This window comes from Microbacterium sp. 2216-1, from assembly GCF_046507855.1.
Taxonomy (GTDB): domain Bacteria; phylum Actinomycetota; class Actinomycetes; order Actinomycetales; family Microbacteriaceae; genus Microbacterium; species Microbacterium esteraromaticum_C.
On record NZ_JBKFTM010000003.1, the window covers coordinates 219381 to 242365 of the forward strand.

The following is a 22985-nucleotide window of genomic DNA, read 5'->3' on the forward strand; positions in this document are numbered from 1 at the left end:
TTCACATCATGACCCACCGGCGCTGCGGATCCGCAGCGCTTTTGGTGTGGTGGGTATGCCGTGGGGGCGGCCCGACGGTGTCGGCGCCCAGCGTGCACGCACAGGCGTGCGCACACGCGATCAAGTGTAATCCGCCACGCGCGTGGCGGTCAAATGGCAGGGCGGATGCTGTGCTACGGAGCATCCGGGTCGAACGGCGAGTCCAAGGCCTCGCTCAGCTCGGCGAGCATCGCCTCGATCTGCGGCTCGACGTACCGCGAGATCGCGGCCTGCACGTCGAGGCGGTGTGCCAGGAGCATCCCGCAGATCTCGCGACCCACCATGTTCGCGTACTCGTCGGCGAGGGCGACCTCCTGCCGCAGCGCCGCCTTCGCCTCGTCGCTCAACGGCGGCAGGGGCGGCAGCTCGGCCGCCGCCTCGTCGGCAAGCCCCGCGACGGTGAACAGGAAAGGCGCGCCCGGTACGGGATCGGGGTCCAGCGGCATCCCCTCGTACTCGGGGTCGAGCCCCTCGGACGGCCGGTACCCCCGCGATCGGTTCCGATCGGCCTGCTGATCGAGCTCGGCCTGCAGCATCGGCAGATTGCGCACCGTGTACTCCGCGACGGCCTGATCGATGATCGCCTTGATCCGCGTGGACAACCCGTGCTGCACTCCGTGCGGCACGCCTGCGCCGATGCCGGCCGCCGACAGAATGGGCGACCCGAGGCAACGACGGCACGGTGCCACGCGGCCACGGTGCGTGGCCGGAGCCCAGCGCGGCACCCAGCGCAACCAGGCCTCGACGGCCTGGCTCACCTGGGCATCCAGAGATCGCTCCACGCACCCAGCGTACGACCCAAGCCCGCGCAGCGGCGCTGTCATCGCCGTCGGCGCGGCGTGGGTGTGACGCTCAGAACTCGTCGTCGCGCTCCCACGGCCACTTCGGGGTGCCACCGCGGGCGCGCCGGAGCGCGACGGCGATACCGGCCGCCAGCGCCGCAACGGCGAACAGCACGAGACTCGAACCGCGCACGATGAGCTGCGATCCGGCGACGCTGGCGTGGGCGAGACCGGCTCCGCCGATCACCGCACTCACCCAGACCGCCGCGACATGGGCGACGACGGTGACGAGCCCGACCGCGAGGATCGACGCCAGACGCGACGAACGCCTGCGCAGCACTGCGATCAGCATGCCGGCGAAGACGGCGATCGCCACGAGCATCCCGATGATCCCTGGCCACAGCGTCAGCCCCTCGACGGCGAGGATGTCGGTGTCGCTGAAGTACGACAGCATCCCGAGTCCGAGAAGTCCGAACGCTCCGAAACAGGCGATGCCGACGACCGCGGCCAGAGCGACGGAGACCCCCTCCGGCGCGGTGCCGTGGGGGTCTCCTGAACTCATGCTGACACCGTATCGGATGCCGCTGCGCGCGGGGTCAACGCAGGGCCGAAGGGCCCGCCTCGAGCGTGCGCTCGTACTCGGCCTGAGCCTCGGCGTTGAGCTCCTTCTTGCGTGCGCCGCTGCGAGCCACCCAGGCACCGAACCAGATCGTGAGCTCGCGGGCGAACAGGAAAGCCGCGATCGCGAGCGGAGCGAAGGCCTGCTGCTCGAGGAGCTCGACGGCCTCGGTCGGTGTCAGACGCCAGAACGGCGCCTGGAACAGCTGGCCGAGAAGGTGGCCACCGTAGGCGGCGGCGCCGACGAACAGGCCGAAGATGACCCAGTGCCCCCAGCGGCCGCGGTTGATGATCGCGCCGAGCAACCAGAACGCGATGTAGAAGATGACGACGGGCACCCAGAAGGACCAGGTCGACAGCGGCGCGACCGCAGCCGTACCCACGTTCTCGACGGTCACGGTTCCCTCGGCGGCCCCGATGCCCAGGATCGCACCGAGATACAGGATCGCGAACGAGACCATCGCGAGCAGACCGATCGCGCCGGCCGTCGCGCGGTTGCCGAGCTCACGCGGGGGCTCGGGCGCCTGCACGAAGATCGGCTGCGGTGCGACCACGGGCGGGGGCGCCACGGGCTCGGCGGGGACGACCTGGGTCTCGGCTGCCGAGTCGACCGCCGGAGCGGCGTACGCCGTGTCAGCGACAGAGGTCGTGTGCACGGAGGTGTCGACGCTGTCGGCGGGCACCGGTCCCGTCGAGTCGACGTACTCCTCGGCAGGCCCCACGGCATCCGTCGCCGCAACGGGCTCGGTGCCGGCATCCGCCGCAGCCGCGGCCTGCTCGGTCGTCAGGAACGTGCCGGGGTGGTCGCGCTCTGCAGCGGCGAACGCCTCCAGATCGGGATCGACAGCATCCGCTGCACCATCGGCAGGGGGAACGTCGGCGCGTGCCGCCGCGGCGGCATCGAGCCCTTCGTTCGCACTGCCGACGACGTCATCGACGCTGTCAGCCGACTTGTTCTCGGGAACGTCGGGGTCGCTCATGGTGTCGCCTCTCGTGGATTGATCCAGTGCGAGAGTAACGCTCGCGCGAACCCGCGTGCGGCAGGCGTGCCGACGTGTCGTCAGGCGGGATGTCTCACTGCCCCGCGGCTCCCGGGGGTACCGGCGCACCCAGCATGTGCATCAGCACCGTCACGACCCCGGGACCAGCCGGTAGCGATAGCCACAGCAACGCCGCGATGACGCCGACGCAGAGCAGACCGACGACCCAGCTGATCACCGGGTTGCGCCCTCCGACATGTGCGGACATGACCACACCGTACGCCCCCGGCGACGTGGCGGCGCGCCCGACACGCGCCACACGTCCGCCGTTCGCAACTCCGGAAGAACGGCCCCGCATCGGCCAGAATCCGACGTGGGCGCCAGTCCGCGGCAGTTTCTCCGGAGTTGTGAACAGAAAACGACGGTGCGGTCAGAAGCCGGACGGAGCTTCGACCCCGGGGAGCACCCAGACGGCGAAGGCCGGGCCGTCGGCCGCGAGCGCGACGGCGCCATCGGCCGCGACGGCCAGTGTCGCGTCGCCGAAGAGCGCCTCCGCGTCGGATGCCCGCGGCAACGCCCCCGCGGGAAGTGCGGCGTCCGCTCCCCCGCGCGTCGCCAGCACCAGGATGCACTCCTGTGCGCTCTCGCGGACGAAGACGACCGTGTCGTCGTCGACGTGCAGCCAGCGCAGTCCGCCGATCCCCAGCACGGGATGCGCGCGACGCAGGCCGATCAGGTCGCGGTACAGCGCCAGGCGGGCGGCGACGTCGACGTCGGCCTCGCTCCCCCACGGGATCGGAGTGCGGCTGGCCTCGCCGTCCGCGCCGACGAGCCCGAACTCGTCACCGGCGAACACCACCGGCAGCCCGGGGAGCGTCATCGAGAGGCCGACGGCGACGGGGATCGTCCGGGCCGCGGCGTTGGTCGCGAAGCGGCCGGTGTCATGGGTGTCGAGCGGCTGCATGTTCCCCAGGCGCACCCGCCACGGGATGCTCGCGGTGAAGCGCACGACCGCATCCGCGAAGTCCTGTGCCGTATAGCGCGGGATGCCCCCGATCGGCTGCCCGAAGAACCACGGTTCGGTGCGCTCGTCACCCTCACCGGTGAGATACGGCTCACCGGTCGGCTCGCTCAGCCATCCCCACAGCGGACGAGTGAATGACGGGTACGTCATGGCGCCGTGCCAACCGTCGCCCTGCAGGTCGCTCGCGGCGTCGTTCGTCGACTCGCCGAGCAGGATCGCCTCGGGATTGATGCGCAGCATCGTCTCGCGCAGCAGCTGGCGCACTTCGGCGTTGACATCCACGGCGCCGAGACGGCCGGTCATGTTCGCCACGTCGATACGCCAGCCATCGATCGAGTAGGGCGGCTTGAGCCACTTCGCGACGATCGAGTCGTCGTCCGACACGAAGCGCTGCCGAAGCCTCTGGGACGCCCAATCGAACTTCGGCAGCGTCGGCGTTCCGAGCCACGACTCGTAGGTCGTGTTGCCCTCGTCCGTGAAGTAGTAGAACTCCTCCGTATCGGCGCCGGGGTTGCCAAGCGCCTGTTGGAACCACTCGTGCCGGTCGCCGGAGTGGTTGCTGGTCAGGTCACCGATGACGCGGATGCCGCGGGCGTGAGCTTCTTCGATCAGTCGGACGTAGGCCTCGTCGCCGCCGAGCAGCGGGTCGACCGAGTCGAAGCTCGAGGCGTCGTAGCGGTGGTTCGATGCGGCGGGGAAGACCGGCGTGAGGTACAGCAGGTTCACGCCCAGGTCGACGAGGTGGTCGAGTCGTTCGATGATGCCCGGCAGGTCACCGCCATAGAACTGCTGGGAGCGCCCCGGCATGACGGGGTCGACCGGGTCGCCCCACGTCGCGGGGATCGCCCATTCGGGCGTCGGATGCCCGTCAGCCTCGGCCGAGCGTGCGAAGCGGTCCGGGAACACCTGGTACATGACCGCGTCGTTCAGCCAGGCCGGGGGCGCCGGGTTGGCGACGAGCGCGAAGTCCTCGGCGTCGAGCGTCTCGCCGCGGTGCAGCCCGCTCTGGTTGAGCCACTCGACCGTGCCATCATCGTGAACCAGCACGAACCGGTAGCCGTGCCGGGGGTTGCGCACGGTGATCGGCGCCTGCCACCACTCCCAGCCGTCGACCGACCCGATGCGCTCGGCGTCGGTCCACTCGGGCTCATGGTCGGGATTGGAGCGGGTGCGCACGGCACGCAGCGGGCCGTAGCCGGCGGGCACGCGCAGCCGGACGGTAACGACTTCGCCGATGGTGGGCGCATCGTTCGAGACGTGCAGAGGGGAGCCGTCGTGGTGCGGGGTGCGCGGGTGCATCGCGGTCACTTCACGCTCCCCGCCGTCAGGCCACCGACGATGTACTTCTGCAGCGCGAGGAACAGCGCCACGGGCAGGATGGCGGCGAGCACGGCGCCCGCGGCGAACACGCTCCAATTCTTCGAGAACTCGTCTGCGACGAACTTGTACAGCCCGACGGCGAGCGTCTGCTTGTCGGGATCGATCAGGATGACGCTGGCGAGCACGAACTCGCTGCTCGTTCCGATGAAGCTGAGCAGGCCGACGACAGCGAGGATGGGGGCCACCAACCGCAGGATGATCGTGAAGAAGATCCTGGCGTGTCCGGCGCCGTCGATCTTCGCGGCCTCGTCGATGGAGGCCGGCACGGTGTTGAAGAAGCCGTACATCAGGTAGGTGTTCGCGCCGAGCGCACCGCCCAGGTAGACCATGATCAGACCGATCTGCGTGTTCAGGCCGATCGCCGGGAAGATGTCACTGATCGTCACCATGATCAAGAAGATCGCGACCATGGCCAGCATCTGCGGGAACATCTGCACCACCAGCAGCGCCGTGAGGCTGAACCGCCGGCCGGTGAACCGCATCCGTGAGAAGGAGTACGCGGCGAGCGCGCCCAGCAGCACGGTGAACACTGACGTGATCAGCCCGATCACCAGGGTGTTCATGAACCATGCGCCGTACGGGTGCCGGGGGTTCTGGAACAGTTGCAGGTAGCTCTCGCCGCTGACGTCGCTGAACAGCGAGTTGGCGGTGAGCAGGGTCCCCCCGGGGTTCAGCGAAGCGCTCAACACGTACAGCAGGGGGAACAGCGCGAACACGGTGGCGGCGATGCCGACGAGATGACGCCAGCCGGTCTCACGGAAGTACTTGCGGAAGGGGCGACGGTTCTCCGGGGCCTCGCCGCGCACACCGGAGGAGGACACGATCGCAGCCGTGTCGGGGGCGGTGACTGGTGCGGTGCTCATGTCAGTTCAGATCCTCCAGTGCCTTGGTGCGCCGGAACGCGATCACCGAGATGGTCGCGACCAGGATGAAGATGATGATCGAGAACGCGCTCGCGAGTCCGTAGTCGGAGCTCGAACCGACGAAAGCGACCTTGTAGACCATCGTGATGAGGATGTCGGTCGCACCGACGTTCACTCCGGCGGTGACGTCGCGAGGGCCACCACCGGTGAGCATGTAGATCAGGCTGAAGTTGTTGAAGTTGAAGGCGAACGACGAGATCAGCAGCGGCGCGACCGCGACGAACAGCAGCGGCAGCTTGATCGAGCGGAAGATCTGCCAGGCGCTGGCCCCGTCCACGCGCGCGGCCTCCTGCACGTCATCCGGGATGGACTGCAGCGCACCCGTGCAGATCAGGAACATGTACGGGAACCCGAGCCAGAGGTTCACCAGGATGATGCTGAACTTCGCCAGCCACTCATTGGTGAGCCAGGGTATGTCTGCACCGCCGAACAGTACGACGTTGATGAATCCGAACTCCTGGTTCATCATGCCCGCCCACACCAGCGCCGAGAGGAAGCCGGGGAAGGCGTACGGCAGGATCATGATCACGCGGTAGTACTTCTTCGACTTCATGCGCGGATCGTTGAACACGATCGCCAGGAACAGTCCGAGCGCGAAGCAGGTGAACACCGAGAGGAATGCGAAGACGAACGTCCAGATCAGCACCGAGATGAACGGGCCGCGGATGGATTCCTCGGTGAATGCGCGGGTGAAGTTGTCGAACCCCACGTTGATCTTCCAGCCCGGCTTGAGCTCGGTGCCGTCGGATGCCGTGAACGCGCCGGTTCCGATGTCGGAGTAGACGACGCCGCTGCGAGTGTCGGTCATCGTGCTGGCGTCTTCGTCGTACACGAGTGCGGAGGTGTAGACGTAGGCGCTGGAACCGTCGGGCGTGCGCAGGGCGCCGTCGTTGGGGTCCTCGCTCAACGGCACCGTCATGTCTGCGATCCGCTGCTGGTCGGCGACGATCTGACCGAAGCCGAGGGAGTTGTATCCGTCGAGGCCGACGGCTTTGTCGCCGTCCATCTGCGCCCCGTCGACCTCTTCGAGGGGCCGTTCGACTCCACCGACCGAGACGGTTCCGTCGGGCGCGGTGACCAGGAATGAGAGCTCACCGAGGCGCTCGACCACGGTGAGGTCGTACGCCGGAGAGTCCGGCACGCGTTCCTGCGCCGATAGCATGAGCGAGTTCACGGCGCTCTGCTTGTCGCTGTTGTGCCCCGTGCCGTAGTTCGTGAAGGCGACGTAGCCGGTGTAGACGGCTGCGAAGACCTGGAAGACGAAGAGGAACACCAGACCCGGCATGAGGTACTTCGCCGGAAGCTTGCCGCGGCCGAAGTAGATCCAGACGGCGAGCGCCGAGACAGCCATGACGATGACCGCCACCACCCACTGTCCGGTGCGCGCGAGCACCAGCGCGGCGTACAGGCCCAGCGCCAGGATCAGTCCCAGCACCACGACCTTGAACAGCATCAGGCCCCAACCGCCGCTGGCCGCATCCGCGATGCGGGAGGCGCGCCGTTGGCGCGCTGTCGGTGGCGTAGGTGGCTGCGGATCGGTGATCGTCATCGGCGTTCCTCGTCGAGGTGGGTTGCTATCACGGCAGGTCGGCGATGGCATCCGTCGGGATGCCGGGTGGGGAGGCGCCTTGCGGCGCTTCCCCACCCGTCCGCGTCACTCGCTGATCGCGCCCTGGATGTCTGCGGTCATCTTCTCCCACAGCGCAGCCGGATCGCCACCGCTTCCGTTGATGATGGCTGCCTCGGTCACGCCCCAGTACTGCCACACGGCGCCCATCTCGGGGATGCTGGGCATCGGAACCGCGTTGACCCCGACCTCACCGAAGCCGGCGGTGATCGGGTCGCCCGCGACGGCGGCTTCGAAAGCGCTGGTCAGCGCGGGGGCACGGCCACCGACCTCGTACAGAGCGGTCTGCACCTCTTCGGAACCGACGTAGTTCAGCAGGAACTCATTGGCTGCGAGCTTGTTCTCGCTCTCAGCGCTGAGGAAGAAGCCCTGCACACCGGCGAACGGCTGTGCGTCCTGACCACCTGCCGACGGGATCATGTCGACGGCCACGTTCAGGCCCGCTTCGACGGCCGACGGCGCGTTCCACGGTCCGGTGAGGAAGAACGGCGCCTTGCCCGAGTTGAAGTTCTCCTTGGCGAGGTCACCGGTGATGTTGGTGTTGAAGACACCGGCCTCGCCCTGCTCGGCGAGCCATCCGGCGAACTCCTTGCCGCCGTCGTTGCCGATCTGCAGGTCGTCCGGGTTGTAGCTGCCGTCGGCGTTCTGGCCGAAGACGGGGGCGCCGAAAGAGGTCTGGAAGGGGTACAGGTGGTACGGGTCGGCGGCCTCGGGGTCGAGTCCGACGAGGAAGGCGTACTCGGTGCCTGCCGCTTCGCCCTTGGCGATCATGTCGTCGAAGTCGGTGGGCGCTTCGGCGACCAGGTCGGTGTTGCGCAGCAGTCCGATGTTCTCGATGGCGTAGGGAACGCCGTAGACCTGACCGTTGTAGCTGAATGCATCGAGCGCCACCTGCTCGAACTCCCCGGCGCGGTCGCCGAGCTCGACCGGTGCGGCAACACCGTTCTCGACGAGAACGCCGAGCCAGTCGTGTGCGCCCACGATCACGTCAGGGCCCTTGCCCGTGGGGACCTGCTGCACGAACTGGTCGCGGATCTCGCCGAACTCCTTCTGCACGAGAGACACCTTCACGCCGGTGTCCGCGGTGAAGTCGGCGGCGGCGTCTTCCATCACACCGGCGCGGTCGGCGTCGACCCAGACGGTGATCTGGCCCGAGAAGTCGGTCGTGTTGCCCGAATCACCCTCGCCCGCAGGCGAGTCGGATGCGCAGCCGGTCAGGACGATTGCGGACGTGGCGGCGATGGCGCCGAACGCGAGGATGCCCCTCTTGTTCACCTTCATTGGTGTGCCTCTCTCGATGCGTGGGCCTGCAGACCTGCAAGCGCTTACAGTATGCCTGGCGAGTACGCTATTCCGCAATGCCTCCGCGGACTGATACCGAGCCGTGATAGCGCCGCGAACCGCATATCGGGATGGAAACGCTTCCATACCGGCGCTCTTGGATACACTGCGTGTATGGCTGACAGCTCTTTCGACATCGTCTCCAAGGTCGACCACCAGGAGGCCGAGAACGCTCTGAACCAGGCCCGCAAGGAGGTCGAGCAGCGCTACGACTTCAAGGGCACCGACGCGTCCATCGCTTGGAGCGGCGAGCAGATCCTCATCAAGGCCAATTCCGAGGAGCGCGCGAAGGCCGTCCTGGACGTGTTCCAGACCAAACTCATCAAGCGGGGCATCTCGCTGAAGAGCCTCGACACCGGCGAGCCCTTCGCGAGCGGCAAGGAGTTCCGGATCGTCTCCTCGCTCAAGGACGGCATCTCCAGCGAGAACGCGAAGAAGATCAGCAAGATCATCCGCGACGAGGGCCCCAAGGGCGTCAAGAGCCAGATCCAGGGCGATGAGCTGCGCGTGCAGTCCAAGAGCCGCGACGACCTCCAGCAGGTGATCGCTCTGCTCAAGGGCTCCGACCTCGAGGTCGACCTGCAGTTCGTGAACTACCGCTGACCGACAGCACTCAGACACAGAGGCGGGCCCGTGCGATCGCACGGGCCCGCCTCTGTGTCTCTGCGGACGGGGATCAGCCGGCCTTCACCAGCATCTTCGCGCCGGCGCCGCCGCGCAGTGCCGTCATGGCATCCACCACACCGTCGAGCTCGACCTCCTGCACCCAGCCGGTGGTGTCGTACACACCACGGGCCATGGCGGCGATCACGTCTTCGTAGTCCTCGGGAAGCTGCCCGAGCGTACCGAAGATGCCGATCTCGGTCGCGACGAGCTGCGTCGGCAGCAGGTCGATGGGGCGCTCGTGGATCGCGACGACCACGACCTTGCCGCCCGGGGTCAGCTGCGGCAGCGCCGACGTGATCGCCGGCCCCGCACCCGCGGCGTCGAACGCGGCATCCACGCCGTCACCGTCGGTCAGCTCGGCCACGGCCGCGGCGAGGTCGCCATTGACCGGATCGATAACCGTCGCACCGAGCGCTGCGATGATCTCGCGGCGCTCTGCACTGGGCTCCGAGACGAGCACCCGGTCGATCCCGCGGGCCTTGAGTGCGAACCACACACCGATGCCGATGGGCCCGGCGCCGGCGATCAGCGCCGTGCCGTTCTCGGGCATCTCGGCGCGGTTGACGGCGTGCCAGGCGACAGCCATCGGCTCGACCAGCGCGCCCATGCGCAGGTCAACGTTCTCGGGCAGCACGTGGACGTTACCCGCGGGCACCGTGGTGAACTCGGACATGCCGCCGCCGTGCGACGTGAGCCCGTGGAAGCCGATCGTGCGGCAGGCGTTGAACATGCCACGACGGCACGCGACGCACTCGCCGCACGAGTAGATCGGCCACACGGCGACGCGGTCACCGACGGCGACGTCGGTGACGCCCTCGCCGAGTTCGACGACCGTGCCCGAGAACTCGTGCCCGAGGATCTGCGGAAGCGTTGCACCGGTGAGGGGGTGCGGCTTGGAGAGATCCAGGCCGGATGCCTCGGGCGCGTAGTACACGTGCAGGTCGGATCCGCAGATGCCCGCGAACGCGTTGCGCAGCTTGACCTGCCCAGGGCCCACGACCGGCTCGTCGACCTGCTCGATGCGCAGGTCCTCCTTCGCGTGGAACACCGCTGCCTTCATGATTGTTTCCTTTCCTCGATGGCGGATGTCGCCCGCCACCATTGGGGTGAAGCCGCGAGGATCATCTCTGCGGCGCGATCCGGGTCACCACCATCCGGCAGCCACTCCTCGATGGCACCCACGGTGCCGGCGGCCGAATAGGCGATGGCGATGCGCAGCGCCGCCGGGTCGGCGGCGATCGCATCAGGAACGATGTCGGGGTGCAACTGCAACCACAGCCGAAGACCGCGGCGCAGGGCCGCGTCGAGCGCGAACCGGATCGGGGCCGCCAGCAGGGGCTGCATGGCGCCGCGGTACACGGCGGCGCGCTGCTGGATGTGCGTCAGCAGTGCGCGCTCGCTCTCGTCAAGCACTCGGGTGGCCGGCATGTCGGCGAGAATCGGCTCCAGCTCGGCCTCGAGGGCATCGGCGAGCAGTTCCGCCGGCGCTGCCGCGTGCCGGTAGAAGGTGTCACGAGTGACCCCGGCCGACTGGCAGATCTGCGACACCGTCAGCTGGGCGATCGGGGTCACGGCCGCCGCTTCGAGCACCGCTGCCCGAAGCGCGTCTCGCGAACGTCGCACGCGCGCATCCATATCTGCAGTTTATACGACAACTGTCAGATATCTACCGGCCCGAGAATCTCTCCACAGCCCACGGATGTCCGCCGAATCCACGCGGGTAGACTACGGAGTCACGACTGTATGGGGCAGTCGAGAACTCCGACGCGGGAGACCGCATCGAGGCTCATGGGGAGAGAAGATGGTCGACGTCGAGCGACGGCACGAGCCCACAATCACCGGGCACAAGAAACTGCTGGCGGAGGGTCTGTTCCGGTTGATCGGCGGACGCATAGTCGAAGGGGAACTGGCGCCCGGAATGCGAATCCGCGACGCGGACCTGGCCGCAGAGCTCGCGGTGTCGCGCACGCCGGTGCGCGAGGCCCTGCAGCGGCTGGAGCGCATCGGGCTGGTCACGATGTACCCGAGTCGCTACACCGAGGTCAGCACGGTCACGCCGGAGTCGATCCAGGTGGCCCGGGAGTTCGCCGGACTGCAGGCCGGGATCATCGTCCGCCTGTCATGTCCTCGGCTCGCAGAGGATGAACTCGCGACAGCGACGGCACTCATCGCCGATGTCGCCGACTCGGTCGACGACCCGTTCGCGTGCTCTCACGCTCGCCGGCAGCTGATGGGATTCCTCTCGTCGCGCACCGGAAACCCATTGCAGCAGTCGCTGATCGAAGAAGTGAGCTTGGCCCTCGCGCGGTCCCTGCGCGACTTCGTGATCGCCCCCGAGCACCGTCGTCGCATGGTCGAGGGGTGCGCCCAGATGATCGACGCGTTGCACCGCCGTGACGCCGACGCCGCCGAACAGGCGTGCCGTCGTCTCTACGCCGTCTGAACCGACCAGCCGTCCACCCACCGCGCTAACCGCGCGTAGGACTCGTCTCTGGCATCCTTCTGCGAGATGAAGACGTCGTGCAGCGCGCCGTCGATCCGCTCGACCGTGACCGACGATCCGAGCTTCACGGCGGCGGCGGCGATGTCGTCGACGACCAGGACGCTGTCGGCGCGCGTGAGTTCCGGCGACCAGCGGGTGGGCAAGGCCGTGCGTTGCGACAGCAGCACGCACACCGGCGCAGTGATCCCCAGGCCCCGCGAGACCGCATCGTGCCCGGCGAAGACCGCGCGCAACCACGCCGCGTGCACGGTCATCGCCTTCTCGGGGCGCCACTCGGGATTCGTCTCGAGGGGATCATCGGGGTCGGCGACCTCGCGCTGGGCGCGACTGTAGAACCCGAGATCGACCTGGGGCGCCGCATCCATCGGCCAGAATCGCGCCTGCAGTTCGACCACGGGCGTGATCGCGGCGCGCGCCGCGCTGAGTTGGAACTCGAGCCAGGGTGCGTTCAGCACCACCGCCGCGACGTCGCCGGCATGACGTGCAGCCCACAGGCTAAGCGTGAGCCCGCCTGTCGAATGGCCGAGCAGCACCAACCGGCGCCCGGTGGCATCCCCTCGCGCGGCCAGCGCCGCACCGATGTCGGCGTCGTACTCGGCGAGATCGGTGATGAAGCCCGGGGTCTGACCCGGACGCAGACTGCGTCCGTATTTGCGCAGGTCGAGTGCGTAGAAGCGCGCACCACGGTCGGTCCAGAAGCGGGCGAGGCGGCGGTTGAAGAAGTAGTCCGACCAGCCGTGCACGTACAGTACATCGACGTCGGCCAGCGGCCGACGATCACGATGTCCGATCAGCGGATGCCACCAGCGCGGCGCTTCCGGTAGCGACCGCACCACGGTCGCGACCAGTTCACCCTCGGAGTCCTCCCCCAGCGGTAGCGTCTGCTGCTCGAACCCGTCGCCGAGGATGTCCGGTATCCACTCCCCCATGTCGACACCCTATCCGGCGCGCCGAGGAGGAGCGGGCAGGGCGGTTCAGCGCGGCGCGCTCACTCTCCGCGTGAGACCCGCACCATCTCGTCGCGCGGAACGAGCTTGACCCGCTCGCGTTCCTGCGCGGTGCCCAGGGCGATCTCGTGCGCATCCAGGCGATGCCATCCTTCGAGGTCGGTCCACTCCACACCGCGCTGAGCCAGCAGCGCCGGGATCGCCTCGTCGGAGGGGTCCTCGGGCTGCCACCACGAGCCCTGGTCGTTGATGAGGTGACGCACGGTCTCCATGGCATCCGACTTGGTGTGCCCGATGAGCCCGACTGGGCCACGCTTGATCCAGCCGGTGGCGTAGATGCCGGGAACCCGCTGGTTCGACTTCGCCTCGAGCACCTGACCCTCGCGGTTGGGGATCACGCCGTGCTTCTTGTCGAACGGCACATCGGGCAGCGGCGAACCGAAGTAGCCCACGGCCCGGTACAGGCTCTGCATGGGCACCTCGCGCAGCTCCCCGGTACCGACCGCGCCGCCGGCGCCGTCGGATGTCGTGCGCTCGTAGACGAGGGCCGCGACCCGGCCGTTCTCGTCCGTGCGCACCTCGACGGGGCGGGCCCAGAAGTGCAGGTGCAGGCGGCGGGATGCCGTTCCGCCGGCGTTGTTGACCGAGTCGAGCTTGCGCCAGGACTGCAGGATGCGGTCCATCACCATGACCTGTTTGTTGCTGGCGACCGCCTGCTGGGAGGCCTCGTCGTAGTCGAAGTCCTCGTCGTAGACCACCATGTCGACGTCGCGCAGTTCGCCGAGCTCGCGCAGTTCGAGCGGGGTGAACTTCACCTGCGCGGGTCCGCGACGGCCGAACACGTGCACGTCGGTGACCCGGCTGGCCTTGAGGCCCTGGTAGACGTTGTCGGGCACTTCGGTGACCAACAGATCATCGGCGTGCTTCGCGAGCATCCGCGCTACGTCTAGCGCAACGTTGCCGTTGCCGATGACGCCGACCGATTCGGCATCCAGGTTCCAGTCGCGCGGCACGTCGGGGTGTCCGTCGAACCAGCTGACGTAGTCGGCCGCACCGTACGACCCCTCGGCGTCGATGCCGGGGATGTCGAGGCCCGAGTCGCGCACCGCACCGGTGGCGAAGATCACCGCGTTGTAGTGGCGCTTGAGATCGTCGAGGGTGATGTCCTCACCGAAGCGCACGTTGCCGAAGATGCGGATGTCACCGCGGTCGAGCACGTTGCGCAGCGCGGTGATGATCCCCTTGATACGGGGGTGATCGGGCGCAACACCATAACGGACCAGCCCGTACGGGGCCGGAAGCTGCTCGAACAGGTCGATGGACACATCGAACTTGCGCTCGGCCTTGAGCAGGATGTCAGCGGCGTAGATACCCGCCGGTCCTGCCCCGACGATGGCCAGCTTGAGCTTCGTCATGGGGGTTCCTTCCGTCAGCTGCTGCGATCAGCGAGAGTCTCTGCGAACCGGGTCAGCGCTTCGCGCACGGCGCCCTTCGGCAGCGGTGCGAGCGCGGCGATCGCGTCGTATGTCCAGGTACGGGCCAGGTCCATCGTGCGGGCCGTGGCCTCATGGTCACGCAACTCGGCGAGCGGTCCGTCCAGCAGCGCGGGGTCGGCACCCTCGGCGATACGGGCGACGCCGTCGTCGATACGACGGGCGAGTTCGATGTCGGCGTCGGAGGTGCCGGTCTTCAGCAGCAGCGACGGCATGGTCGGCACGCCTGCGCGCAGGTCGGTGCCGGGAACCTTGCCGGTCTCCTCGGCATCGGCCGACAGGTCGATGACATCGTCGAGCAATTGGAACGCGACGCCGACCTTCTCGCCGTACACACGCAACGGCTCTTCATACTCGGCGGGCGCGTTCGAGAAGATCGCACCGCCCTGAGTGGCCGCGGCGATGAGCGATCCGGTCTTGTCCGCCAAGACCTGCAGGTAGAACTCGATCGGATCGTCGTCGGGCTGCGCACCGACGGTCTCGTGCATCTGCCCCATGACCAGGCGCTCGAACGTGTCAGCCTGCAGGCGCATGGCCCGGTCGCCATAACGCGACATGATCTGACTGGCACGCGAGAAGAGGATGTCACCGGTGAGGATCGCGACGTTGTTGCCCCACACGGCATGCGCCGCGGGTACACCGCGTCGAGTGTCGGCCCCGTCCATGACGTCGTCGTGGTAGAGCGAACCGAGGTGGGTCAGTTCGAGCGCTGCGGCGATCTCGATGACCGGCGTGATGTTGCCGTCGCCGAGTTGGGCCGTCAGCAGCGCGAGCACGGGACGGATGCGCTTGCCACCGGCCTCGTACAGGTAACGCGTGGCCGCATCGGTGACCGGGTCGGCGACCTTCACCTCGCTGGCAAGAGTGGACTCGACGAGGTCGAGGCCCTCGTCGATGCGTGCCGCGATGCGGCGGGCCGCAGGGCCGAGGAAGACGCGGTCGCTGAAGCCGAGTCGGCTCGCAAGGCGCGTGCCCGAGGAGGCGGGGCTCGAAGTCACGTGTTCCACCCTACCCGCGCCGGGACGCCCACCTGCTCTCGGCGGTGCGATCGCACCGTCTCACGCGAGCGCATCGACCAACGGACGGAACTTCACGCGCGTCTCCAGCAGTTCGGATTCTGGGTCGCTGCCGGTGACGATCCCTGCCCCTGCGTAGGCGGTGACCCGGCGCGCACCGGATGCGTCATCGGGGGCATCCGCGAACTGCGCGCAACGCAGGGCGATCGCCCACTCGCCGTCGCCGTTGCCGTCGATCCAGCCCACCGGTCCCGCGTACCGGCCGCGATCGAACGGCTCGATGCGGCGGATGGCGGCGAGCGCGACGTCGGTCGGCGTGCCGGCGACCGCCGCGGTCGGATGCAGAGCGCCGACGAGGTCGAGTGAGGAAGCCCCGTCATCGAGCACGCCTTCGACATCGGTGGCGAGGTGGAACAGATTGGGCAGCTCGAGCGTGAACGGGTTCTCGTCAGCGTTCAGCGAGCGGGTGTGCGGCCGCAGGGTGTCGAGCACGCTCTGCACGGCATAGGCATGCTCGGCGCGGTCCTTGGCGCTGCGGGCGAGCGCCTGCGAGGCAGCGGCGTCTTCTGCGGGGTCGGCGCCGCGCGCGGCGGTGCCTGCCAGCACGCGCGCCGTCACCGTGCGCTCATGCGCGGTGACGAGCGTCTCGGGACTGGCACCGATCAAGCCATCGACCGCGAAGGTCCACGTATCGGGGTATCCGCTGGCCAGTGCGCGCACGAGGCGTCGCAGGTCGGCGTCCCCGGGTACGGTTCCGGTCAGATCACGGGCGAGGACGATCTTGCCGTAGTCGCCGCGTTCGATCTCATCGAGCGCCGTGCGCACCGACTGCTGATACCCCTGCGGTGGTTGCGCGCCGGGTCCGACGCGACCGGCCCAGTGCGGACCGTACGGCACCGATGGCGGCACATCGGCGAAGTCCTCATCGACGGCGCGGATGCGGGTGATCCAGCTGCGATCGCCCCGTCGTCCGATCAGAGTGCGCGGCACCTCGAGCACACTGTCGGCCTGCGAGTGCTCATCGAAGATCAGCGCCCCGAAGGCGACCAGGCCGGTGCCGGCGAGTCCGACGGGGTCGTCGATGTCAGCATCCGATGCGATCTCGCGCCATGCGTCGGCGAGGAGGTCGCTGCGCTTGCGCGACTGCCCGGCGGAGATGCGGATGACCGCCGCCGGCGCGTCGCCGACGGCGACGATCCCGTCGCCGCGACGCAACCAGGCCATCGGCCGTGCGGCAGAGGTATGTGCCAGCAGGTCGTCGACGGGTGGGATCTCGCGGGTCTGCGCGACCAGACGGATGCTGCTCACGCGACCCAGTTTAGTCGCAGCCGCGGCAGGACGACTCAGCGCGGGTCGACCGGGTCGACCGGGCCGAGCGAGACGAGGCGGTCGAGCCATGCGTCTGCGGTGGCATCGTCGAAGGGCGCACGCTGCGCACGCACCCGCTGCTCGAGATCGAGCGCGACGGCCTCGAGATGTGCCATCACCGCCGCCGGGTAGCCGAAACGCACACTGTGCTCCGCCCATTCGTCGCGATCGTCGACATAGGTCCCGCGGGCGTCCACACGCCGCACCACATCGAGATCCATATCGATGCCAGTCACGCTGCCGGCATCCGTCCAGCGCAGATCCCACGCGAGGTCGATGTAGATGCGCAGCGCGCGAGGGTGACCGCGATGCACGGTGACGGCGTGGTCGGTGCTGCCTGCTGGGATCAACGTGACGTTGGGGCTCTCGGCGACGAACCGATAGCCCGGCCGCGCGCTCTCCCACCCGGTGGGCTGACCGAGCCAGTCGCCCCACATGTCGCTGCCGAGGTACACGCAATCGCTGCGCCAGTGCGGCGAGTCATCCCATTTGCGCCACTGCTGGATCATCGAGGTTCCGGGCTCAGGCCGCTGGCTGTTCACCCGCCGTAGCCTACGGGCCTGCGCGCGAAGCGCACAGCATCCGCCGCCTAGGATCGAAGTATGACCTCGTCGAATCGCGCCGACCTCGGCAAGGACCCCTCGCACGTCAGCGGCATGTTCGATCAGGTCGCCAAGGGCTACGACCGCACGAACACGGCCATGACGCTCGGCAACGACGCGCTGTGGCGCGCCGCGGCGACGCGTGCGGTGGCACCGCAGCGCGGCGAGCGCATCCTCGACCTCGCCGCGGGGACGGCGTCCTCGTCGGCGTCGCTGGCCGCCAGCGGCGCACAGGTCGTCGCGGCCGATTTCTCGCCGGGGATGCTCGCCGAGGGCCGCCGCCGGCACGGTCACCTGCCCAACATCACCTTCGTCGAGGCGGATGCCACCGACCTGCCGTTCGGCGACGACGAGTTCGATGCGGTGACCATGTCATACGGACTGCGCAACGTGCAGCAGCCGAAGAAGGCGCTGGCCGAGCTGCTGCGGGTCACCAAGCCCGGCGGACGCCTGGTGATCAACGAGTTCTCGACCCCGCCGAGCCGGTTCTTCCGCGGGTTCTACACGTTCTACAACGCGCAGGTCCTGCCGAAGGTGGCGCGCCTGGCGGGCACCAACGGCGACGCGTACGACTACCTGAACGAGTCGATCCGTGACTGGCCGGATCAGCGCACCCTGGCGGCCTGGATCCGCGAGGCGGGCTGGACGCACGTCGAGTACCGCAACCTGTCGTTCGGCATCGTCGCACTGCACCGGGCACGCAAGCCGCGCTGAGCCCGAAGGCGCTCAGCTCACCGGCGCTCAGCTCGCTTCGAGGCGCCTCTTCTCGGCCTCGATGTCATAGTCGGCCGCGGGCCACCGCGGGTCGATGCGCTCCAGGGCGTCCAGCAGCAGTTCCTGCACGGCGAGGCGCGCGTACCACTTGCGGTTCGCCGGCACGACGTACCAGGGCGCCTCGGGTGTCGTGGTGCGCTCGAACACCGTCTGGTATGCGGCCATGTAGTCGTCCCAGCGCAGGCGCTCGTCGACGTCGCCCGGGTTGTACTTCCAGTACTTGTCGGGGCGGTCGAGGCGTTCAGCCAGCCGCTGCTTCTGCTCATCCCGCGAGATGTTCAGCATGACCTTCACGATCCGGGTGCCGGTGGCCGTGATGCGCTGTTCGAAGTCGTTGATCGCCTCATAACGGCGCTCGATCTCGGCGGCGTCGGCGAGCGCGTGCACCTTGCCGATCAGCACATCCTCGTAGTGGGAGCGATCGAAGACACCGATGAACCCAGGGGCGGGCAGGTGCTTTTCAATGCGCCACAGGAAGTCGTGCTCGAGCTCTTCGGGGGTCGGCTTCTTGAAGGCCGCCAGCTCGACGCCCTGCGGGTCGACACCGCCGACGACGTGGCGCACGATGCCGCCCTTGCCGGCGGTGTCCATCGCCTGCAGCACGAGCAGCACGGATGCCGTGCCGTCGCCGCGGCTGGCGAAGAGGCGCTCCTGCAGATTGCCGAGCACCTGCCTGCGCCCCTCGAGCGCCTGCTCGCCGTCGGCTTTGTCCCCCGTGAAGCCGGGGGTAGAGGCGCTGTCCACATCGGAGAGCGAGAACTCCTCGTCCACGCGCAGCAGGTCGACCGGGTCGTGCGTCCATCCATGCGTCTTCATGCAGACATCATGCCCGCTCCGTGGGCCCGGCGCACGAGACGGGATCACGATGTCGGTGGTCTCGGACACAATCGGAACCATGGACACGTTGCTTCTGATCATCGTCGTCGCGCTGCTGGCAACGGCTCTCGCGGGCGCGCTGGGATTCCTGCTGGGAACGCAGCGCGGGCGCTCCTCCGATGCCGCGCAGCACGCCGAAGCGGCAGCGGCCGGCCTGCGGATCGAGTCCCTGGAGCGGGACGCCGTGGCGCTGCGCGCCGAGACCGCATCACGTGTGCACGAAGAGCGCGGTCTGGCGGAGCGCCGGGTGGCCGAGGCGCGGGCGCTCGGCGAGAAGGCGGTGGCGGATGCCCGTGCCGAGGCCCACGCGCGGCTCGAGCACGAACGCGCCGAGCACGCCCGGCGCCTGGACGAGCTGCGATCGGATCAGAAGCGTCTCGCCTACGAGTTCGACGCCCTCAGCCGCCGCGCGCTGGAGCAGAACACGAAGGTATTCCTGCAGCAGGCCGAGGAGCGCCTCAAGCGCAGCCAGAGCGAGGGCGCGGCCGAACTGCAGAAGCGGCAGGATGCCGTGCAGCAGCTGATCGAGCCGATTCAGAAGACCCTCGATACGGTCAAGACCGAGATGACGACGGCCGAGAAGTCGCGTCTCGAGGCGAACGCCGCCCTGGCCGAACAGCTGCAGTTCATGCGTCAGTCGTCCGAGACGCTGGGCTCCGAGACGCGCAAGCTGGTCAGCGCGCTGCGCGCCCCGCAGGTGCGCGGCCGCTGGGGCGAGCTGCAGTTGCGGCGGGTGGTCGAGGCATCGGGCATGGTCAACCACGTCGACTTCGACGAGCAGCCCCATCACAGTACCGATGAGGGCGCGCTGCGGCCCGACCTGGTCGTGCACCTCGCCGGCGACAAGCGCGTCGTGGTCGATTCGAAGGTGGCCTTCAACGGCTATCTCGAGGCGATGGAGGCCACCGACGACACCATTCGCACGCAGCGACTGCAGGCGCACGCGCGACACCTGAAGAAGCACATCGACGATCTGGGCACCAAGGAGTACTGGGATGTGGTGGCCGGCTCACCCGAGTTCGTGGTGATGTTCGTACCGGCCGAGCCGTTCCTCGCCGCCGCACTGGATCAGGACGCAACGCTCTACGAGTACGCGTTCGAGCGCAACGTCGTCATCGCGACCCCGTCGACTCTGATCGCGCTGCTGCGCACGGTCGGCCACGCATGGCGCCAGGATCAGCTGGCGCAGGAGGCGCAGCAGATCTTCACCGTCGGCAAGGAACTGCACAAGCGGCTGGGCACGCTGGGCGGGCACCTCGCCAAGCTGGGCCGCAGCTTGAACTCGACCGTCGATGCGTACAACCGGTTCGCCGGTTCGCTCGACCGCAACGTGGTCACCCAGGCGCGCCGGTTCAGCGCCCTGCAAGGGCTCGATGATGTGCTCGCCGACGCCTCGCCCGTCGAGGCCCTCGCGATCGCACCACAGAAGAGCGACCTCTACGAGCTCGAAGAAGCAGCACCCGACGCCGAGCGCTACGCCAGCGCTGATGTGGGCGAGGTCACCCAGCGGCTGGAGTGAGCGTCAGACGTCAGCGTTCCAGAGGGATCTCGATGATCTGCGGACCGTCGATCGGAGAGGTCAGCACCTGGTCCAGCGACGACCGGGTGTCGATCCGCGAGAACTGCCAGCCATAGGCGTCGGCGAGCGCCGCCAGGTTCGCGGCGTGCGGCGTATAGAACGCTCGGTCCAGGTCGGCCGCTGGTGCGGTGCCGGCGACCTCGAGGGCGTCGAAGATCGTTCCGCCGCCGTCATTGCCGACGATCACCTGAATGCGCGGCGCCGGTTCGTCCTGAGGCAGCAGCAGTGCGCCGACGTCGTGCAAGAACGACAGGTCGCCCAGCAGCACGCGGGTCGTCCCCGGCGATCCCTCGGCCTGGCTCGCCAGCGCGATTCCGATCCCCGTTGCGATGGTCCCGTCGATACCCGCCAGGCCACGGTTGGCGTGCACCGGCACTTTCTTGCCGCCCAGCACCCGGTCGGCGACCCGCACCAGGCGCGACGACCCGAACACCAGCCGGTCATGCGGCCAGGTCGCCCGCCAGACGGCATCCACCAGCATCTCGCGATCGACCCGGGCGCGTACGGCGTCCAACTCCGCGCGCACGGCTCCCAGCCGCGTGGCCTTGTCGTCGGACGACAGCCCGTCGTGATCCGGTGCGGGCGCGCTGAGGTCGACCATGCGCGCCTGCGAGGCCGTCATCCATGCCCCCAACCACTCTCGATCGACCGCGCCGGGTGCCACATCGACGGCATCCAGCGCTCTTGTGTGCCCGTTCAGATCGAGCGCCTCTCCCCCGCACCGCACCGCGAGCACCTCGACGTCCTCACGCGCCAGCAGCGCCGCGACCTCGCGGCTCAGCGTCGGATGCCCGAGCACCACGGCCCGTTCGATGCGGCCGCCGAGTGCGGCCTCGCCGAGCAGTTCGCGATAGCCGTGCACGAGCAGGCGTCCGAATCGTGCACCGCTCACGATCTCGGCGATGAGCGGCCAGCCGCCGTTGTGGGCGAGCTCTTCAGCATCCGCCCCGGCATCCGCCCCCGCGATCACGACCGTGCGCGGGCCGCGCGGCAGCACGAGAGGTTCCGCACGCGGCGGGGTCGGTGCGTCCGCGGGCGTGACGGCCGGAAGTTCGATCGTCGCCGACAGAGGCTCCCTCGTCGGCAGGTTCAGTTGCACCGGGCCACGGACGCCGGGCAGTCCTTCGCCGTCGCGTCCGAGAGCCGCGCGCACGGCACGGACGCCAAGCCCCGTCCATGCGGTGGGAACCCCCAGGCCGATCGTGCTCTGCTCGGCGTGCCGGGGCTCAACACGCCGGTCTGCATCGGTTTCGTCTGAGATATCCGACACAGAACCGGTGATCTCCGACACAGAATCGGCGGTCGCCGTGTCCGCCGGCACGGGCGCGTCGATCAGCAGACGCGTGAACGCTCCGAAGATCCCGGGCTGCATGGTCGCCTGGTTGGCACCGATACCCCGCAACTCGGGCGGACGGTCGGCGGTCAGCAGCAGCAGCGGCACGCCGGCATGGAAGGCCTCCATCACCGCGGGAAGCAGGTTGCCCGCGGCCGTACCCGAGGTGCACAGCACCGCCGCGGGCACGCCCGTCTCGCGAGCCATGCCGAGCGCTGTGAACCCGGCGGCGCGCTCGTCGATGCGCACGTGCACCCGCAGAACGCCCGCTCGGGCGTAGCCGACCGCCGCGAGAGCGATCGATTGAGAACGCGAGCCGGGCGCGAGCACCAGATCGCGCACGCCATGACGGATCAGCTCGGCGAGCAGATCGGCCGCGGCATCACTCGCCGGCGACGCGGTCACGACCGCGGATCCGCACCGTCGGTCTCGTCATCGAGGCGCGCGAGCTCTTCCTCGAGCTGGCGGATGCGCTCGTCCTGTTCCATCTGGCGGATGCGCTCATCTTGCTCGGCCGTGCTCATGCGCCGCAGCGCCTCGGGATCGTCGTCGGGGTGCAGCGAGAGAGTGGTGCGGGTGTCGCCCTGACGGCGACGTCCGAGCGCGAACCACAGGATGCCGCCGAGCACCGGCAGCAGCACCACGATCAGTACCCAGATGCCCTTGGAGACGCCGCGGTGACGGTCGGCCGGTTGCACGGACACGTCGACGATGCTGAACACCCAGAAGATGACAGCAAGGAAACCGCCGACGATCAGAGCACGAGCCATATCCCCAGTGTAGGTCGCCTACGCGGCGGCGGCACGGCGGATGCCCGCGCTCAGCCACCACCTAAGCCCGAATCGTAGACTGGGGCGGTGAAGTTGCCACCTCTCCTCGTTTACACCGTGCTGCGGCTGCTGGCGTTCATCGTGCCGCTCGCGATCATGTGGCTCTTCTTCCCGATCTTCCGGGAGTTCTGGTGGCTGGCCGCGCTGTTCTCGGCGCTGATCGGCATGAGCATCTCATTGCTGTTCCTGCGCGCGCCGCTGTCGAACGCGTCCCGCCAGATCTATGAGAAGCGCAATCGCGCGACGTCTGACGAAGACGTAGAGGACGCCGCCTCGGAGTGACC

At 68.4% G+C, this 22985-nt stretch carries 23 protein-coding genes; 5 read left to right on the forward strand and 18 right to left on the reverse strand.

Annotation, left to right across the window (positions count from 1 at the left end; all coding sequences use genetic code 11):
- Window positions 1-173: 173 nt before the first annotated feature.
- The 8 genes from ACLD0U_RS11140 to ACLD0U_RS11175 all read right to left on the reverse strand — a co-directional run bounded on the left by ACLD0U_RS11140 (window position 174) and on the right by ACLD0U_RS11175 (window position 8654).
- Entirely contained in the window at window positions 174-821 is a 648-nt protein-coding gene (locus ACLD0U_RS11140; protein WP_206551470.1) for a spermidine/putrescine ABC transporter substrate-binding protein, read from the reverse strand.
- 70 nt (window positions 822-891) lie between these two features.
- The gene (locus ACLD0U_RS11145) at window positions 892-1383 is read right to left on the reverse strand and encodes a hypothetical protein (RefSeq protein ID WP_410340641.1); all 492 of its coding nucleotides are present in this window, start codon (window positions 1381-1383) and stop codon (window positions 892-894) included.
- Between the two features lie 34 nt (window positions 1384-1417).
- Window positions 1418-2419, reverse strand: a complete 1002-nt coding sequence (locus ACLD0U_RS11150; protein ID WP_410340642.1) for an ABC transporter — start codon at window positions 2417-2419, stop codon at window positions 1418-1420.
- Between the two features lie 94 nt (window positions 2420-2513).
- Window positions 2514-2687, reverse strand: coding sequence for a hypothetical protein (locus ACLD0U_RS11155; RefSeq protein WP_410340643.1), 174 nt, complete (start codon window positions 2685-2687; stop codon window positions 2514-2516).
- A gap of 162 nt (window positions 2688-2849) precedes the next feature.
- Entirely contained in the window at window positions 2850-4742 is a 1893-nt protein-coding gene (locus ACLD0U_RS11160; protein WP_410340739.1) for a glycoside hydrolase family 13 protein, read from the reverse strand.
- Window positions 4743-4747: 5 nt separating this feature from the next.
- Entirely contained in the window at window positions 4748-5686 is a 939-nt protein-coding gene (locus tag ACLD0U_RS11165) for a sugar ABC transporter permease (protein ID WP_179410047.1), read from the reverse strand.
- A 1-nt stretch (window position 5687) separates the two neighbouring features.
- Window positions 5688-7295 carry an ABC transporter permease subunit gene (locus tag ACLD0U_RS11170; RefSeq protein ID WP_410340644.1) on the reverse strand — a complete coding sequence of 536 codons (1608 nt, stop codon included), beginning with the start codon at window positions 7293-7295 and terminating at the stop codon, window positions 5688-5690.
- Between the two features lie 105 nt (window positions 7296-7400).
- A complete protein-coding gene (locus ACLD0U_RS11175) occupies window positions 7401-8654 on the reverse strand; it encodes a maltose ABC transporter substrate-binding protein (RefSeq protein WP_224818675.1) in 1254 nt (417 codons plus the stop codon).
- 174 nt (window positions 8655-8828) lie between these two features.
- On the opposite strand from ACLD0U_RS11175, the gene ACLD0U_RS11180 reads away from it, so the two are divergent.
- Complete coding sequence (locus ACLD0U_RS11180) at window positions 8829-9317, forward strand: YajQ family cyclic di-GMP-binding protein (RefSeq protein WP_179410044.1); 489 nt, start codon at window positions 8829-8831, stop codon at window positions 9315-9317.
- A gap of 73 nt (window positions 9318-9390) precedes the next feature.
- On the opposite strand, the gene ACLD0U_RS11185 is transcribed toward ACLD0U_RS11180, so the two are convergent.
- Window positions 9391-10440 carry a 2,3-butanediol dehydrogenase gene (locus ACLD0U_RS11185; protein WP_206824467.1) on the reverse strand — a complete coding sequence of 350 codons (1050 nt, stop codon included), beginning with the start codon at window positions 10438-10440 and terminating at the stop codon, window positions 9391-9393.
- On the reverse strand, window positions 10437-11003 hold the full coding sequence (locus tag ACLD0U_RS11190; protein ID WP_410340645.1) for a TetR/AcrR family transcriptional regulator: 567 nt from the start codon (window positions 11001-11003) through the stop codon (window positions 10437-10439). The genes ACLD0U_RS11185 and ACLD0U_RS11190 overlap by 4 nt, the downstream gene beginning before the upstream one ends.
- 178 nt (window positions 11004-11181) lie before the next feature.
- Between ACLD0U_RS11190 and ACLD0U_RS11195 the strand changes: the two genes are divergently transcribed.
- Entirely contained in the window at window positions 11182-11823 is a 642-nt protein-coding gene (locus tag ACLD0U_RS11195; RefSeq protein ID WP_206551453.1) for a GntR family transcriptional regulator, read from the forward strand.
- Here the strand turns inward: ACLD0U_RS11195 and ACLD0U_RS11200 are convergent.
- From ACLD0U_RS11200 to ACLD0U_RS11220, 5 genes are read right to left on the reverse strand one after another with little or no spacing between them, the layout of a single operon-like run.
- A complete protein-coding gene (locus ACLD0U_RS11200; protein WP_206551452.1) occupies window positions 11811-12812 on the reverse strand; it encodes an alpha/beta hydrolase in 1002 nt (333 codons plus the stop codon). The two genes, ACLD0U_RS11195 and ACLD0U_RS11200, sit on opposite strands and share 13 nt — an antisense overlap.
- A 59-nt stretch (window positions 12813-12871) precedes the next feature.
- The gene (locus ACLD0U_RS11205; RefSeq protein WP_206824460.1) at window positions 12872-14245 is read right to left on the reverse strand and encodes an FAD-dependent oxidoreductase; all 1374 of its coding nucleotides are present in this window, start codon (window positions 14243-14245) and stop codon (window positions 12872-12874) included.
- Between the two features lie 14 nt (window positions 14246-14259).
- Entirely contained in the window at window positions 14260-15321 is a 1062-nt protein-coding gene (locus ACLD0U_RS11210; protein WP_410340646.1) for a polyprenyl synthetase family protein, read from the reverse strand.
- Window positions 15322-15381: 60 nt separating this feature from the next.
- Window positions 15382-16647, reverse strand: coding sequence for an isochorismate synthase MenF (locus ACLD0U_RS11215; protein ID WP_410340647.1), 1266 nt, complete (start codon window positions 16645-16647; stop codon window positions 15382-15384).
- Between the two features lie 35 nt (window positions 16648-16682).
- Complete coding sequence (locus ACLD0U_RS11220; protein WP_410340648.1) at window positions 16683-17249, reverse strand: DUF402 domain-containing protein; 567 nt, start codon at window positions 17247-17249, stop codon at window positions 16683-16685.
- Window positions 17250-17309: 60 nt separating this feature from the next.
- Here ACLD0U_RS11220 and ubiE point away from each other — a divergent pair, with 60 nt between their 5' ends.
- The gene (gene ubiE, locus ACLD0U_RS11225) at window positions 17310-18023 is read left to right on the forward strand and encodes a bifunctional demethylmenaquinone methyltransferase/2-methoxy-6-polyprenyl-1,4-benzoquinol methylase UbiE (RefSeq protein ID WP_179410036.1); all 714 of its coding nucleotides are present in this window, start codon (window positions 17310-17312) and stop codon (window positions 18021-18023) included.
- A gap of 27 nt (window positions 18024-18050) precedes the next feature.
- Here the strand turns inward: ubiE and ACLD0U_RS11230 are convergent, their stop codons facing one another.
- On the reverse strand, window positions 18051-18899 hold the full coding sequence (locus ACLD0U_RS11230; protein WP_410340649.1) for a polyphosphate kinase 2 family protein: 849 nt from the start codon (window positions 18897-18899) through the stop codon (window positions 18051-18053).
- A gap of 79 nt (window positions 18900-18978) precedes the next feature.
- On the opposite strand from ACLD0U_RS11230, the gene rmuC reads away from it, so the two are divergent.
- Window positions 18979-20478: a DNA recombination protein RmuC gene (gene rmuC / locus ACLD0U_RS11235; protein ID WP_410340650.1), complete on the forward strand. Its 1500-nt coding sequence runs from the start codon at window positions 18979-18981 to the stop codon at window positions 20476-20478.
- A 10-nt stretch (window positions 20479-20488) separates the two neighbouring features.
- On the opposite strand, the gene ACLD0U_RS11240 is transcribed toward rmuC, so the two are convergent.
- Both ACLD0U_RS11240 and ACLD0U_RS11245 read right to left on the reverse strand, forming a co-directional pair.
- On the reverse strand, window positions 20489-22276 hold the full coding sequence (locus ACLD0U_RS11240; RefSeq protein WP_410340651.1) for a thiamine pyrophosphate-binding protein: 1788 nt from the start codon (window positions 22274-22276) through the stop codon (window positions 20489-20491).
- Complete coding sequence (locus ACLD0U_RS11245; RefSeq protein ID WP_179410032.1) at window positions 22273-22641, reverse strand: PLDc N-terminal domain-containing protein; 369 nt, start codon at window positions 22639-22641, stop codon at window positions 22273-22275. The genes ACLD0U_RS11240 and ACLD0U_RS11245 overlap by 4 nt, the downstream gene beginning before the upstream one ends.
- Before the next feature lie 87 nt (window positions 22642-22728).
- Between ACLD0U_RS11245 and ACLD0U_RS11250 the strand changes: the two genes are divergently transcribed.
- The gene (locus ACLD0U_RS11250; protein WP_179410031.1) at window positions 22729-22983 is read left to right on the forward strand and encodes a DUF4229 domain-containing protein; all 255 of its coding nucleotides are present in this window, start codon (window positions 22729-22731) and stop codon (window positions 22981-22983) included.
- Window positions 22984-22985 lie beyond the last annotated feature (2 nt).